This window comes from Stenotrophomonas genospecies 3 (assembly GCF_054473855.1).
This window is the reverse complement of the sequence record NZ_JBTMUR010000001.1, coordinates 33,096-48,977: the sequence shown is the minus strand read 5'-3', so window position 1 is coordinate 48,977 and position 15,882 is coordinate 33,096. Positions and strand designations below refer to the sequence as shown.

Genomic DNA, 15,882 nt, shown 5'->3' with positions numbered 1-15,882 from the left:
GCGCTTGGGCAGGCGCCTTCCCATGAAGGAGCGCACACAGTGTCCGATCTTGATCAGGTCACGCTCAACGCCGGCGACAAGTCGGTCGTTCTGCCCGTCATCAAACCCACCCTTGGCAACGACTGCGTCGACATCGCGAAGCTGACCAAGGAAACGGGGTTCTTCACCTACGATTCCGGCTTCACCGCGACGGCCAGCTGCAAGTCCGCCATCACCTACATCGACGGCGACAAGGGCGTGCTGCTGTACCGCGGCTACCCGATCGAACAGCTGTCGGAAAAGTCGAGCTACGTCGAAGTGGCCTACCTGCTGATCAACGGCGAGCGCCCGAGCGCCGAGCAGCTGAAGGCCTTCACCGATGAGCTGACCGCCGAAGCCAACGTCGATGAGTCGATCAACACCCTGATCGGCAGCTTCGCCAAGGATGCCCATCCGATGGCCATCCTGGCCGCTGCAATCGCGCAGCTGTCGGCCATCTACCACGACTCGCTGGACCTGTCCGACGCCGAACAGCGCCGCCAGGCTGCCGTGCGCCTGATCGCCAAGGTGCCGACCCTGTCGGCGCTGATCTACCGCCATGGCAAGGGCCTGCCGGCCAACAAGCCGGACACCTCGCTGGACTACGTCAGCCGCTTCCTGAAGCAGACCTTCGAGTCGGCTGACGGCCAGTACGACCTGAACCCGGACGTGGTGAAGGCGCTGGACCTGCTGTTCATCCTGCACGCCGACCACGAGCAGAACGCCTCGACCTCGACGGTGCGCTTGGTCGGTTCGACCGGTGCCAACCCGTACGCGTCGGTCGCTGCGGGTGTCACCGCGCTGTGGGGTCCGGCCCACGGTGGTGCCAACGAAGCCGTGCTGAAGATGCTGGAAGAAATCGGCAGCGCCGACAACGTCGAGTCCGCCGTGGTCAAGGCCAAGGACAAGACCTCCGGCTTCCGCCTGATGGGCTTCGGCCACCGCGTCTACAAGAACTTCGACCCGCGCGCCAAGGTCATCGGCGAGATGACCAGCAAGGTGCTCAAGCAGCTGGGCGTGCAGGATCCGCTGCTGGACGTGGCCGTGAAGCTGGAACAGGCCGCCCTGCAGGACGAGTACTTCGTCGCCCGCAAGCTGTACCCGAACGTCGATTTCTACAGCGGCATCATCTACAAGGCGCTGCAGATCCCGACCGAAATGTTCACCGTCATGTTCGCCCTGGGCCGTACCTCCGGCTGGGTGTCGCATTGGCTGGAACAGCAGGTTGACCCGGAAATGAAGATCGGCCGTCCGCGCCAGGTCTACACCGGCAGCGACGTGCGCGACTACCAGGGCTGATCGCTCGCGTAGGTTGTGCCGAGAACGCCCCGCATCCGCGGGGCGTTTTTTTTTGCTTCGGCTCTGGTAGCTGCCAACCTTGGTTGGCACGCTTTCGACACTCGTGAAAAATCATCCACGCATGGCGTGGATCTACTTTGTCCTCGCCCTTGGTTGGCACGCTTCCCCATCCACGCATGGCATGGATCTACCGCGTTCCCGCTTTTTGGTAGGTGCCAACCTTGGTTGGCACGCTCTTCACCGCGCCAAGACCGCGTGATTCAAGGGTCTCGCCAGCTTCACAAGCGCTCGCGCAGCCTCAGGACGCCAGCTGCACCCGCAGCATCTGATCCGGAGCGTCCGTCCCATGAGTACCCGATTCGACCCACCCGAGCGCGGCCCGCTCGGCCCTGACGTCGGCACTGTCGTCGCCGCCCCCATCGTCGCCCCGCCAAGCGAAAGCGCCGTGTCCTGGGGTGCAATCTTCGCCGGTGCCGCCGCCGCCGCCGCGTTGTCCCTCATCCTGCTGATTCTCGGCGTGGGCCTGGGGCTGTCCTCGGTGTCGCCGTGGTCGTTCGAAGGCGTCAGCAAGGAAACCTTCGGTTGGTCCAGCATCATCTGGCTCACCTTCACCGCGCTGGCGGCTTCCGGTCTGGGTGGCTATCTGGCAGGACGCCTGCGTACCAAGTGGACGCAGATCCACGGCGACGAAACCTACTTCCGCGATACCGCACATGGCTTCGTGTCGTGGGCGGTGGCCACGCTGCTCACCGCCGGTCTGCTCACCTCGGCCATCGGCGGCGTACTCGGCACGGGCGCGAAAGTGGCCGGTGCCACTGCAGGCGCCGCTGCCTCCACGGCAGGCGTTGCCGCCGCGAGTGCCGGTAGCGCCGCCGCGGCTGCGCCGGAAGGCGACCTCAACTACTGGGTGGACTCGCTGTTCCGCAGCGCCACCAGCGCAGGGCCGTCTGATCCTGCAACGCCGCCTCCGCCGGGTGCGCCGATGGATCCGAATGCGGCCCCGCCGCCGCCGGTCGCAAGCGTCGGCCCGCGCGACGCGCGCTTGGCCGCACCGCCGCGTCCGATGCCGGGCAATGGCCCGGTGGCTGACCGCCGTGAAGTGCGTGCCGAGGTGAATCGCATCATCGTCAACAGTCTGCAGGGAGATGGCCTGGATCCGGCCGACACCCAGTACCTGTCCCAGCTGATCGCGCGCGAGACCGGCATGAGTCAGGCCGAAGCGCAGGCGCGCGTGACCGATGTGCAGACGCGCATGCGTGCTGCGCTGGAGAAGGCCAAGAACACTGCCAAGCAGGCGGCCGACGATGCCCGCAAGGCAGCAGCGTATGCCGCGCTGTGGCTGTTCATCACGCTGCTGATCGGCGCGTTCTTCGCCAGCCTCAGCGCCACCTGGGGCGGCCGCCGTCGCGACCTGTAACCCCCGTTCCATGCAAGGAGACCTGCCATGAAAATGATTCTGCTCTGGTTGTTGGGCGTACCGATTCCGCTGCTGATCCTGTACGCGATCTTCTTCTGATCACGCGCCAACGCGAAGTCCACGCATGCGTGGATGGGTATTTGTAGAGTCGAGCCGTGCTCGACTCTACAAAACCTTGCTTCAGGATCTGAACGAATTCTGACACTGAATGTCGCTTTCACATCTTTTCGGATCTATTGCATAGGCATCACATCCGGGGCGATAGAACCTGAGGGCACTTACTCAGCCATGGAGAACGCCATGAATCGACTGCTTGCCATTGCCCTCATCGCCACGCCGCTGGCCCTGTTGAGCCCGCACGCATCCGCGCAGTACACCGGCCCGGGTGCGGGCACCGCTGCCAGCTCCGTGGCCGATGCGCGCGCCCAGCGCGACGACCACCCGGTGGTGCTGCGTGGCACCCTGGTCGCCAAGCTTGGCCACGAGCGTTACCAGTTCCGCGATGCCAGTGGCCAGATCGAAGTGGAGATCGATGACGAAGACCTGCCACCGCAGACCATTGGTGCGGACACCGTGGTGGAACTGCATGGCAAGGTCGACACGCATCGGTTCAAGCCGACCGACATCGATGTTGATCGCGTCACCGTGGTGCCCGCAGGCTGAGGCTCACGCGCACAGCGCGAACAGCAGTCGAGCATGGCTCGACTCTACAAAAGCAAGGCAATGAGATTTGTTGCATTCAACGCATGAGGGAAATTGCATAGCCAGGGCCGGTAGATCCACGCCATGCGTGGATGGCCCACTGTAGAGTCGAGGCAATGGGGTTTGTTGTATTCAACGCGTGAGGGAAGTTGCATAACCTTGTCTGTAGATCCACGCCATGCGTGGATGAACCACTGTAGAGTCGAGCCATGCTCGACTCGCACGCACAGCGCGAACAGCAGTCGAGCATGGCTCGACTCTACAAGGGCGAAGCAATGAGATTTTTTGCATTTACCGAATGAGGGAAATTGCATAAGCCTGGAACGTTGAACTAATTCAAAGATTCTTCTTAACGCTCAACGTTTTAGGAATGCTTGAATGGCTTGCAGGACAATGGGTTTCTAACATTCTATCCGTCGCCCGCAACCACCTCTGCGGGCGGCGCCTCCCTCCCTTTCTCCTTAGGGGAGGGGGGCTTTCTCATTCCCCCTTGTCCGAGAGAGACAACCCATGCACGCCATTATCAAGAAGGCCACGCTCGCTGCAGCGTTGGCCACGGCTTCGCTGTCCGCGCACGCCGTGGAAACCAAGATCTCCGTCTACGCCGACGTCGACCCGACCCTGGCCCTGCTGCGCGACGATGGCAGCGCGCTGCCGGATCTGGTCACCCTGACCCACGACCCGGTGCGCGGCCTGCTGCCGAACACCCAGCGCGTTCGTATCCACTCCAACGATCAGACTGCCGATATCGAGGCAAAGATCGGCGGCGCGTTCGTGTTGGTCAGCGGCGATGGCAAGGTCACTGAGGCGATGACGGTCAGCCTCAACAGCCGCACGCTGGCGGTGACCCCGATTGAGTTCAAGGCCGCCGATCTGTTCACCGGCGCAGGTGCCACCCCGGGTGCTTCGATCTCGATGCCGCTGACCATCGCCCAGGCCACCCCGAAGCCGATCGCCACCAAGGGCACGTACACCGGCGTCGTCAACATCGTGCTGAACCAGAAAGCCGCCGCGCCGTAATCCCCGCGCCGGCCCGCACGCCGGGCCGGCTGCCTTTCCAGCGGTACCCCCATGACCCCACACGCCCCCGCTATCACCCGGCTGGCGGTCGCGCTCGCCCTGGCGCTGGCAACGCCGCTGGCGGCGGCGCGCGGCGTCCCGCCCGGCTTCGAGGATCTGGTTGAAGGCCAGACCGAACAACTCGACATCCAGCTGTTCGGCCGCTCGGCCGGGCTGTCGCCGGTGAGTGTGACCCTGGAGCACGTACAGCTGGAAGATCCAGCAAGCGTGCTGCAGGCGCTCGACCTGCCCGCCGAGGCGCAGGCCGCGCTGCTGCCCGCGCTCTCGCAACCCATGCCGCGCAACAGCCATCTGGCCTGCCGCTTCGGTGGCGCCACTGCCGGCTGCGGCTATCTCGACCCACCGGAAGACCCCGCCGCCGTGCGCGCGCTGTACGACGAAGGCGAGGGCGCGGTGCGCCTGTTCGTTGCCCGCCAATGGATTCCCGGCAAGCCGGCTGCCGAGCGCTTCCACACCGTCAGCGCCAACGCCGAGAACGCTTTCCTGCACCAGCAGGTGATCAATGTGAGTGGCAGCCGCGACTACCAGACGCTGTCCGCGCGTGGCACCGGCGTGCTGGGCCTGTTCGATCGCGGGCATGTCTCCGCCGAATGGAACTTCAACCAGCAGCGCTACCGCAGCCGCGGCAGTGACAGCGCGTTCCAGTTCGACAACGTCTACTACCGCCATGACCTGGGGCAGGCGCATTACCTGCAGGCCGGGCGCATGGACCGCCGCAACCTGTCCAGCCCGCAGGGCGGCACTTTCAGCTTCAGCATGCTGCCGCTGGACCGCCTGCAGGGCCTGCGCGTGGGCACCACCCAGGCCTATGTGGATGCCGATGCCGCCGTGCAGGCCACGCCCCTGACCGTGCTGCTGGCGCGCGACGCACGCGTGGATGCTTACGACGGCACGCGCCTGCTGCAGACCTATTACCTGCAGGCCGGCATCAACCAGATCGACACCCGCAACTTCCCGTTCGGCAACTACAACGTCACCCTGCGCATCTACGAAGACGGCGTGCTGGTGCGCAGCGAAGACGCGCCGTTCGACAAGGGTGGCGACTGGACCAACAGCCAATGGCAGTGGTTCGTGCAAGGTGGCAAGCGCAACGAGCGCCGCAGTGACCGCTTCGATGGCGAACGCGTGGCGGTGGCCGGCATGCGCGTGCCGCTGGGCCGCGACGTGGCGGTGGTGGCCGGCGCCGCCGACCTGGGCGGCTTCCGCTACGGCGAGCTGCGCGTGGACCTTCGCCGCCTGTATGCCACCCAGGAACTGCGCGCCAGCTTCGGTGGCATGCGCGGCAACGATGGCAGCACCGGCCAGCAGCACCAGCTCTCGTACCGCCGCACCGCGTCCTGGAACATCTATCAGCAGCGCATGCGTGGCAAGGCCTGCCAGTTCGAGGCCGACGCCCGCGACCAGTTGGGCTGCACCAATTCGCTCAGCGCCTCGATGGCGCTGCCGCTGGCCGGTGGCAGTGCCTATGTGGGCTACACGCGGCGCCAGACCTGGCGCGCCGGGCGCGAGCTCCCCGGTGCGGAGGGCGACCCGCTGGCCGGGCTGGACCCGCTGCTGCCACCGCCGCCGCCGTGGCAACCACGCCGCGAGCCGCAACTCAGCCGCACCTGGCAGGCCAGCTTCAGCCGCAGCCATCGCTGGCAGGATTTCAGCGTCTCCACGCGCGTGGGCGTGTGGCAACAGCGCGCCAGCGACAGCCTGCGCGGCAGTGAGCAACGCGACCGCGGCATCTACTTCAACCTGAGCCTGACCCGCCTGCTGCGCGGTACCGCCGGCAGCGGCCAGCGCCGCTACAGCGTGGACGTGCGCCAGCCGCAGCATCAGCGCCCGGACATCAACTACAGCGTCGGCCACAGCCTGCGCCAGGAAGTCGATGCGCAGTACCGCGAGCTGTCAGCCGAACTGCGCGCCAACAACAGCGACCGCTACAGCGCCACGCTCAGCGGCCAGCTGCAGAACAGCCTGGGCCAGAGCGGCGCCACGCTGGCGCACTACCAGCAGCGCGGCCGCAGCGAGACCGCCTACAGCGGCATGCACAGCTCCGGTTTCGCGCTGGGCAAGCGCGGCTTCTACTGGAGCGGCAGCAACGGTGCCGACGCCGGCCTGGCCGTGCAGGTGGCCGACACCGACGACATCGACCTGCGTGGTGTGGCGGCCGAACTGCAGGTGGGCGGCCTGCGCAGGCAACGCCTGCAGATTGGTGAGCGCCGGTTGCTGCCTTTGTCGTCGTACCAGTCGCACCGCGCCGAAGTGCAGGACGCCAGCACGCTGGACAGCATCGCCGCCATCCGCGTGACCGGCGTGGGTGGCGCACGGCCGATGTTCCTCAGCCCCGGGCGGCTGATGCGCATGCCGGTGCCGATCGAGGTGACCTACACCTTCATCGGCAACGCCAAGGATCTTGCCGGAGCGCCGCTGGGCGGCGCCCGCATCCTCAACGCGCCGGTGCCCGGCACCAGCGCCAATGGCGGCTTCGTCGCCGATTTCCCGCGTCGCGAAACAACGCTGTACCTGCTGCAGGACGACCGCCTGCTGCACTGCCCGCTGCAGGTGCGCGAGCGCCGCCAGGTGGTGCTGCTGGTCGGCGCCGTGCACTGCGAGCCGCTGGCCGTGGCCCAGCTGCCGGCAGAGATCCGCCAGCAGGCCCGGGTGACCCGGCTGCTGCAGGAACGCGCGTTGATTGCCGCCACGCCCCAGACCGCTGCTGCAGGAGGAACGCCATGAACCGGCGTGTGTTGTTGGTGTTGATGCTGGTGTGCGCGCTGGTGGTGCTGGCGCCGAGGGCGTGGGCGCAGTGGCCGCCGGAAACGCATCCGACGGACCAGAGCCGGGACATCGTGATGACCTGGGATCGCTCAGCGGTGCCGGGCGATGTGGAGCTTTGGGCGCCGCGGACGGTGTTGGGGTTCAGTCACGACCTGGCGATGAAGTATGGGCAGATCCATGTTGTTTGTGAGTCTGCTTCTGATAGTGAGTTTGGGAAGTGCGCCATAGATGGTGAGCCAGAAGCGTCGGTTGGCATAAGTGACATTGATCTGCTGTTCGTAGAGCAGAGAACCGGCTTGCGTAGTGAGCTTCGAGTACAGGGATATCTGCGGAGGGTCATGTCGGATTGGTCCTGCTTCACTGATTACTGGGACCTATCCAGGAGGCGTTTGAATGCGTCGTACTGGTTCAAGTGCGATTCGAGTCAACCAGCTGGTACCGGTGCCAATCTTGAGCTCCCCTCTACCGAACTCTCCAGACTAGTCGCAGGCCACTGGAAGGCCACGATGCGCCTGAGCATCAAAGCCGACCCCGCCGCCGCACCGGTAGCCACCGCCGTCTTCAACTTTGACTTCACCGTCACCGACTACGACGCCATCTCGATCTACTTCCCCGGCTTCGACGGTGTCGCTCCCCTGGTCAACATGGACCTGCGCTACGACCCGATTCGCAAGGTCGTCGCCGGGCGCAAGGAAGTAGACATGTGCCTGTACGACGGCGTGGGCTCGCAGAGCGAATTCCTCGGCGTCACCGTGCGCGACAGCGGGCCTCGGCCACCGCCGGGGCGGGACTTCGCGGTCTGGCATCAGGACGGCGGCAGCGACGACACCCAGCGTCTCGACTACCAGGTCGGCCTGAACTACGGCGGCAACCTGCTGGCCATGAAGCACGGCGAGGAACAGCTGCTGCGCGGCATCGACAGCGCGCAACTACGCATGGTGCTGCTGCCGGGCATCAGCCAACCCGTGTACTGCGTGCCCACGCCGCTGACGCTGGAAACACCGCCCACGCCCATCGCCAGCAAACGCCCCGGTCTCTACGACGGCGAGCTGACGGTAGAGCTGCGCGTGCCGACCGGCAAACCCTGATCCCCACGGAGGCTCATCATGAAGAAGCTGCTGTTCTGCCTGTTGCCGTTGAGCGCACTGCTGGCCCCGCCGGCACAGGCCAACCTTTCCATTCATCCGATGCGCGCAGCGGTGGATGCCAAGCACGGCACGAAGATCCGCGTGTACTCGCAATCTACCCAGCCGCAGTACGTGCAGGCACGCCTGCTGCGCATCGCCAACCCGGCACAGGTGGGTGAGGAAGAGATCGAAGTGGAAGCCGCCGATGCGGCGATTGCCATCACGCCCGGCAAGTTCGCGCTCAGTGGCGGTGGCAATCGCCTGATCCGGGTGATTCCGCTGCAGACGGTGGAGAAGGAGGCGGCCTACCGCATCTACTTCGAGGGCGTGAAGGGCCCTGACGGCACCATTCTGGAAGGCGACGAGCAGGCGGCGCAGGCCAACGTCGGTGTCAGCCTGGTCTGGGGCGCGCTGGTGAACGTAGTGCCTGCCAAAGGCACTGTGGATCTGCAACTGCAGGGCAACACCCTGCGCAACACCGGCACGCTGCGCGTCGGCATCACCGGTGCTGCCGAGTGCAACACCGGTGGCGTGTGCACGCCGCTTGAGCTGTCCAGAAGTCTCTACCCCGATGCCGCGCTGACCTTGCCGTTCCAGCTCCAGCCGGGCAGCACCCTGCAGTTGCAGTATCGACTGTCGAACGACAGCTATCGCGATCACGTAACGACCCTGGCGCCGAGCGCCTGACCTTCATTGCCCCGCCCAAGTGCGGGGCTTCATTTCCCTTGTCCTGTTAAGGAGAGAGCATGAACCATATCTATCGTCGTATCTGGAGCACAGCGAAGCAGTGCTGGGTGGTTGGCAGTGAACTGGCACGCACGACGGGGAAGGGCACTTCGGGACGGCGTGCCACTGTACTGATGGGGTGCCTGATTTCACTGCCATTCGCGGCTGGTTCCGCTGAGTTGGATTCAGACGGGGAGCAGTTGGATCTGGTTGAAACCACACAGACTCTCGCTTTCGCAGAACCTGCCCAAGAGGTGCCAACTGTGGGCATGGCTCCAATGTCGGCGCGTGCGGGCCAAAACGCAATTGAGCTTGGCTATCTGGCAGGCGCAAGTGGTAATGGCGGTATTGCTATTGGACTTAGAGCGAAGAGCAATGAAGCCTGGAGTGTAGCCGTGGGCGCGGACAGTAACGCGGCGGCCACGAACTCTGTGGCGGTGGGGGACTCGGCCAAGGCGACTGCGCGTGCTGCGATTGCTTCGGGCAAGAGCGCCCGGTCACTCGGTGAGGGCGATATTGCCATTGGTGGATCAGCGCAGACAGTGGGTGTTGATGCTGGTATTTCACGAATTGCGATCGGTGCAGGGGCTAAGGCTGGAACTCAAGGCCGCACTGGGGCAGTCGCTTTGGGAGGCGCGTCCACGGCCGAGTTCGATGGTGTTTCCATTGGCTACAACTCCAAAGCGTCAAAGGCAGGGGCAGTGGCGTTAGGAGTGCATTCCATAGCCGATGAGCTGAACACAGTATCGGTGGGCAACAAGACCATGAAGCGCCGTATCGTCAACCTTGATGACGCCCGCCTGACCAGTTCCAGTACCGATGCAGTGACCGGCAAGCAGCTCTACGCCACCGAGCAGAAGATCGGATCATTGAATGGTATGTTGAAGGCGGGTTCGCACACAGATGCTTTCGTAATTGGGACAGGCTCTGTGTCCGCCTCAGCCAACACGGTGTCTGTTGGCAGCGCAAGCAAGAAGCGCCGCATCCAGTATCTTGCCGACGGCGTGATTGGTGCTGGCAGCACGGATGCCATGACGGGTAACCAGCTGCATGCCACCAACACGAAGGTTGCAGCGGTCGAGAAAACTGCCAATACCGCGAAGACGGATCTTGTAGCGGTGCGCGAGATCGCGCAGAAGGCCACCCAGCGTATTGACGCGGCCGCACCCGCGCTGGGCAGAGGCGCGCTTGCGGAAACGGGAACCTACGGCGCCAGCACTGCGCTTGGCGATGCCGCCAAGGCCTACAACAGTGGCAGCGTGGCCTTGGGGGCCAACGCGTTGGCGGGTGTGGACGTGGACGGAAAGAAGATTGTCGGATCGAACTCAGGTGTCTCCCTGGGTGTCAACAGTCGAAGTGGCAATGGAGGCGTCGCTGCGGGCTTCAGGGCTGACTCCACCGGAACCTGGAGCGTGGCGATGGGGACCGATGCCAAGGCGCAGGCCGATCAGAGTACCGCTGTCGGCTATCTGAGCAAGGCGACTGCCAGCCAGAGCACCGCTTTGGGCCGTGGCAGCGAGGCAACTGCGCAGTACGCGAGTGCACTCGGAAATCTGTCGAAAGCAACCACGGTCAGTGCGGTCGCGCTGGGTGATCGTGCCCAGGCCAAGCATGAGAACGCCGTGGCACTGGGAGCCGGGTCCGTCACCTATTCCGCCAACTCGGTCTCGGTGGGCAACGCCTCGGTCAAGCGAAAGATCCAGTACGTTGCAGATGGCAGTATCAGCAAGAGCAGCACGGATGCTGTTACTGGGAGCCAGCTGTTCGATGCCCAGCAGTCGGTAGCCAAGGCTCAGACGGCAGCTGACAGTGCACTGGCGAAGGCTGCCGCTCTCTCTGGGCTTCTGAACGAGAGCGGCGCCTCGGGCAATGTTCGGCTGGGTGGAACTAACAGCGGCACCCTGCTGGACGTGCGGAACAGCGCCAATGCGAGCCGCAAGATCACCGGTGTTGCCGATGCAGCATTGTCCACCACCAGCACAGAGGCGGTGACCGGCCGGCAGCTCGCTGCCACCAATACCCATGTCAGCACTGCGCAGAGTGACGCCAACAAGGCCAAGACCGCCGCGAACACCGCCCTGACACAGGTGGGAACGCTCAACGGGCTGCTGAGCCAGGCCAGTGCGAGCGGCGACGTCCGTGTGGGCGGGAAGAACAGCGGCACCGTGCTGGATGTGCGCAACAGCGCGAACGCGAACCGGAAGTTGGCCGGTGTGACTGATGGTGAGGTCGGCGCCAGCAGCTATGAGGCCGTCAACGGCAGGCAGCTCAACGCGACCAATGACAAGGTGGCGACGGTGGAGGGCATTGCCAGGTCTGCGGGCACTGAAGCTGCCGCGGCAAAGACAGATGCAGCCAGGGCGCTGACCGAGACCGCAGCGCTGGGTGGACTGGTGGCGCAGGTATCTGCTTCTGGCAATGTGCGATTGGGCGAGAAGAACAGCGGAACGACCTTGGACGTGCGCAATAGCGCCAATGCCAATCGGAAGATCAGTGGTGTGGCGGATGGCTTGTTGAGCGTCAGCAGTGCTGAGGCTGTGTCCGGGAAACAACTGTATTCATCCAATTCACGGATCTCAGTTCTGGAAGACGCAAGTCAGTTTCTGAGCATCGGCGTGGCGCCCACTATCGAACGCGCCGAGGCTGGGCTGGCCGGGGTCGCTTTAGGTAACTCAGCCAAGACCGGCAGCGATGGAGGGACGGCAGTGGGGACCCTGGCAAAGGCACTCGGTAGAAACTCCGTCGCCATTGGCCGCGCCTCAGTCGTGCACGAGGATTCCGATAGTGGATTTGCACTAGGTGCTGGAGCGGAGGTTGGCATTGCGGGAGGTGGCGCACGGGGAGGCGTTGCTATCGGTGCCGGGGCAAAGGTGGGCAAAGGAGCGAATGGTTCGCTGGCGATTGGCGAAGGCTCTCAAGCGAATGAGGCCGGAGTGGCTTCATTTGGAAGTGCAACTGCTTTTCGTCGCCTGGTGAACGTCGCGCGCGGTACGGCCGACCACAACGCCACCACTGTCTCCCAGCTCAATGATTCCCTCGCCACCCTCGGGGGCGGCGCAGGCATGGACGGCAGCGGCAACATCATCGCCCCGACCTACACGGTGCAGGGCGGTACGCAGAACACCGTCGAGGATGCGTTGATGGCACTCGATGGTGCCGTCACTACCGCCGGCCGTCGCGCGGACAAGGTGGAAGGTCAGCTCAGTTCGATTTTCCAGGATTCACCTTCGGCCCGTGCCGACGGCACAAGCCAGATCGCGCTGAGTGGCGTGAATGGCATGGTGTTGACCAATCTTGCCGACGGCCGAGTGGCGCAAGGAAGCCGTGATGCCGTAACAGGCAGCCAGCTGTACGCCGCAGAGCAGAAGATCTCGCAGAATCGGGATGATCTGGACGCGATGCGCAAGGAGCGGGAGATGGGTCAGCAGGCAATGCGTGGGTTGGATGCGAGCGTCATCGACTACGGTGGTGCGCGTTTGACTGGCGTGGCCGAGGCGAAGCTTTCGGCTGATAGCTCGGACGTTGTGCGCGGCAGTCAGCTCTATGAGACCAATAGCCGTGTGTCGGCCTTGGAAGGCATCAGTCAATACGTCAGCGTGGGCACGGCTCCAGAATATGGTCAGGCTCAGGCTGGTCCGGCTGGTCTCGCCATTGGAAACTTGGCAAAGACGGGCATTGAGGGTGGCACGGCGATTGGAACATTCGCCGAAGCAATGGGTAGAAATTCAATTGCCCTCGGACGAGCATCTACTGTCTACGAAGGCTCAGATTCCAGCTTTGCCATCGGGACCGGAGCTGAGGTTGGTAGGGCTGGTGAGCCGGGTGCAATCGGAGCCATTGCGTTCGGCGTTGGATCAAGGGTCGAACCCGGAGCCCGCGATTCTATCGCGTTCGGAACCAGCTCTCATGCGACCGAGGCAGGAGTTGTATCGTTTGGTAATGTTGGAACGAAGCGCCGCCTCGTAAACATCGCCAACGGCACCGCCAACCACAACGCCGCCACCGTCGGCCAGCTGCGCGGTGCGCTTTCCGCTCTCGGCGGCGAAGTCGATGCCAACGGCAACATCGTCGGCCCGCGCTTCAACGTCCAGGGCCAGACACAGTCCACCTTGAATGGCGCACTTGAAGCGCTGGATGGTGCGGTCGTCACCAACGCCTCGCGCGTGGACAAGGTCGAAACCCAGCTCCGCTCTGTCTTCCAGGATGCCCCCTCGGTTCGCGCCGACGGCGTCAACCAGCTCACCCTCGCCGGTGCCAACGGCATGGTCATCTCCAACGTGGCCAACGGCCTGATCGCGGCCGGCAGTCGCGATGCGGTCAACGGTGGCCAGCTGCATTCGATGCAGCAGCAGCTCAACGGCCGCATGGATGGGCTGGAGCAGCGCATCGACGATGCCCCGGCACCGCGTGCACTGGCGTCGTCCTCGGTGCCGAAGCCGCAGGCCGAGGAAACTCCTGTGGTGCCGGAAGGCAAGGACTCCCAACAGGTCGCCTCGGTAGGCGAGGGCGACAAGCCCACACCACAGCCGAAGGCCAACAAGGACGACTCGCCGAAGCCGCAGGTCGACACCGCCGAGCTGGAGAAGATGCTGGCCCGTGCCAACGAGTACACCGATGGTGCGATCAGCAACGTCGAGCGACGCCTGGACAAGATGGACAAGCGCTTCAACCGCATGGCGGCGATGAGCAGCGCGCAGACGGCGATGGCGATGAACACCGCCGGCCTGGCCACCTACAACCGCCTCGGTGCGGGTGTGGGCTACAGCGAGGGTGAGTCGGCGATGGCGGTGGGCTACCAGCGCGTGCTCAACGAGAAGGGCTCGGCCACCTTCAGCCTCAATGGTGCGTTCACCAACAGTGGTGAGCGCAGCATGGGCGTGGGTGTGGGCATCGGCTGGTAAGCCATGGAGCCCCGGCGTGACGCGCGTAATCCACCCCGTCGCGCCGGGGTCCTTGCCCAGGAGATGGCAATGTACAGATGGGTAAAGGGAATCATCAGCTATCGCACGTTCTACATCTGGCGGGCGCGCTATCGCTACTACACACGGAACCTGGATCTGTGGACGCTGATGAGCGGGCTGTGCATCGCCGGTCTGTTGCTGGTGCTGTGGTACATGTGGCGGATGCTGAGCGTGCCGACGCCGCGCGTGCACCCGGAGACAGCGGCGCTGCGCATCGAGGGTGTCACCAGGGAGGCGATCCATCGCATCGTGCTGGTGCGCCACTCGGGCAGCACGCCGGGTGCTCCGTTCACTACGCCGGAGGAGGTGCGGGCGAGCACGCTGCGCACGATGCGGGTACGGCAGGTGATGGACAGCGAAGTGGTGTGGCGGCTGAAAGCCGACATGCTGGCGGACATCGCTGACTACATCATGGCCACAGGTGGGTGCTTTCCCTACGATTGCCGGCGGGTGCTGGATCGGTTGGACTACGTGCGCCAGGCCGGTGTGGAGAATGCGCAGATCAACGCGGCGCTGGCGACGATCCTGGAGGTGCCGCTGGACCAGATGCCGCCGTTGGAGGCAGACGAGCATGAGCGGGTGAAGAGTGGTTGGTCGGATGGGTTCAACGACATCTACTACCAGTCCTGGGTGTTGCGGGACCTGCAGGCCATGCACGCACAGATGATGCGGGAGTATCCGCAGCGTGCCCCCGCACCGTGGTTGCCGCGGCTGCTCAGCGACCCGCTGCGCGATACCCGTTTTGTCTGGTAGCGGGAGCAAGATGGGCATCATCTGCCAGAGCAGGTAACACCGCTTTTGTAGAGTCGAGCTTGCTCGACTGCTCTCCGCTCAGCCATCGAAATGCACGAAGCACAGTGCGGACCAGCGGTCCGCACCTACCAAACACGGGTGCAGCGCCCCTGTAGAGTCGAGCCATGCTCGACTGCTCTCCGGTCAGCCATCGAAATGCCCGAAGCACAGTGCGGACCAACGGTCCGCACCCACCCAAGGCAGGCACCGCTGCGCTCGCCGGCCATGGACCGGCGCTACCGTCACCCGCCGATATACGCGGTGATCTCCGCCTCGGCCAGCACCTGCCGCAACTGCGCCACCGACGCGCGCCGCATCGGCTTCTCATCCACCGGTGATAGCGGCGCCTGGCGCAGGGCGTCGTACGGCAACACCGCCAGGTCGAAGGTCAGCTCCTCGGCACTGAACACCCACACCGGCACATCCAGGCAGCGTTCGCGGTCCATGCGCAGGCGGCGCGTCCGCGATTCGGCGGGAATGCCGTGTTCGTCCAGGAAGCGATGCACGGCTTCCGGGTCGTCACTGTGCAGGTGCAGCTGCACGGGGCTGTTGGCGTCGGCGGTGCCGTCCAGTACGGGGCCGGCCAGGCGCGGGGCGAAGTCGTGCAGGAACTCCAGCGCACGCATCGCGGCTTCACGGCGGCGCTGCAGTTCGTTGCCGTGCTGGGGCCCGGAGAACAGCCGCTGGTACTCGCGCAGGGCGTCTTCGATCTCGGTATTGCGGGGCAGGGAGGCATCGTCGTGGATGCCGAGCCGGCTGGCGGCCTTCAACTTGGCCTGGTGGTAGTCGCGGATGCCGCCTTCGGCCATCAGGCGGGCGGCTTCGTGGGCGAGGCGGTGGCGCCGCTCGCGGGTCTGGCTGGCAGCATGCTGACGGGCGCGATGCATGCGATGACTCCCTGTTGCGACCTGGCTACAGACTAGCGCACGGATGTGACATCTGCGTGGGTATGGCGGATGCAACTGCTTTGGTGGGTGCCGACCTTGGTCGGCAC

At 64.6% G+C, this 15,882-nt stretch carries 10 protein-coding genes; 9 read left to right on the top strand and 1 reads right to left on the bottom strand.

Features of this window, described 5'->3' with window-relative positions:
• Positions 1 to 39: 39 nt before the first annotated feature.
• The 9 genes from ACX9OT_RS00185 to ACX9OT_RS00145 all read left to right on the top strand — a co-directional run bounded on the left by ACX9OT_RS00185 (position 40) and on the right by ACX9OT_RS00145 (position 14,849).
• The gene (locus ACX9OT_RS00185; RefSeq protein ID WP_005410870.1) at positions 40 to 1,317 is read left to right on the top strand and encodes a citrate synthase; all 1,278 of its coding nucleotides are present in this window, start codon (positions 40 to 42) and stop codon (positions 1,315 to 1,317) included.
• A gap of 346 nt (positions 1,318 to 1,663) precedes the next feature.
• On the top strand, positions 1,664 to 2,734 hold the full coding sequence (locus tag ACX9OT_RS00180; protein ID WP_049461739.1) for a hypothetical protein: 1,071 nt from the start codon (positions 1,664 to 1,666) through the stop codon (positions 2,732 to 2,734).
• A gap of 300 nt (positions 2,735 to 3,034) precedes the next feature.
• A complete protein-coding gene (locus ACX9OT_RS00175; RefSeq protein WP_049461740.1) occupies positions 3,035 to 3,397 on the top strand; it encodes a NirD/YgiW/YdeI family stress tolerance protein in 363 nt (120 codons plus the stop codon).
• Positions 3,398 to 3,946: 549 nt separating this feature from the next.
• Positions 3,947 to 4,456, top strand: coding sequence for a CS1 type fimbrial major subunit (locus tag ACX9OT_RS00170; RefSeq protein ID WP_049461741.1), 510 nt, complete (start codon positions 3,947 to 3,949; stop codon positions 4,454 to 4,456).
• A 51-nt stretch (positions 4,457 to 4,507) separates the two neighbouring features.
• The gene (locus tag ACX9OT_RS00165; RefSeq protein WP_049461742.1) at positions 4,508 to 7,240 is read left to right on the top strand and encodes a TcfC E-set like domain-containing protein; all 2,733 of its coding nucleotides are present in this window, start codon (positions 4,508 to 4,510) and stop codon (positions 7,238 to 7,240) included.
• On the top strand, positions 7,237 to 8,370 hold the full coding sequence (locus ACX9OT_RS00160; protein WP_049461743.1) for a CblD like pilus biogenesis initiator family protein: 1,134 nt from the start codon (positions 7,237 to 7,239) through the stop codon (positions 8,368 to 8,370). Before ACX9OT_RS00165 ends, ACX9OT_RS00160 begins: the two co-directional genes overlap by 4 nt.
• Positions 8,371 to 8,388: 18 nt before the next feature.
• Complete coding sequence (locus ACX9OT_RS00155) at positions 8,389 to 9,096, top strand: pilus assembly protein (RefSeq protein WP_049461744.1); 708 nt, start codon at positions 8,389 to 8,391, stop codon at positions 9,094 to 9,096.
• Between the two features lie 59 nt (positions 9,097 to 9,155).
• Complete coding sequence (locus ACX9OT_RS00150; RefSeq protein WP_459000495.1) at positions 9,156 to 14,036, top strand: ESPR-type extended signal peptide-containing protein; 4,881 nt, start codon at positions 9,156 to 9,158, stop codon at positions 14,034 to 14,036.
• A gap of 69 nt (positions 14,037 to 14,105) precedes the next feature.
• Entirely contained in the window at positions 14,106 to 14,849 is a 744-nt protein-coding gene (locus ACX9OT_RS00145) for a hypothetical protein (RefSeq protein ID WP_049461746.1), read from the top strand.
• A gap of 281 nt (positions 14,850 to 15,130) precedes the next feature.
• On the opposite strand, the gene ACX9OT_RS00140 is transcribed toward ACX9OT_RS00145, so the two are convergent.
• Positions 15,131 to 15,775: a hypothetical protein gene (locus ACX9OT_RS00140; RefSeq protein WP_049461747.1), complete on the bottom strand. Its 645-nt coding sequence runs from the start codon at positions 15,773 to 15,775 to the stop codon at positions 15,131 to 15,133.
• Positions 15,776 to 15,882: the final 107 nt, after the last annotated feature.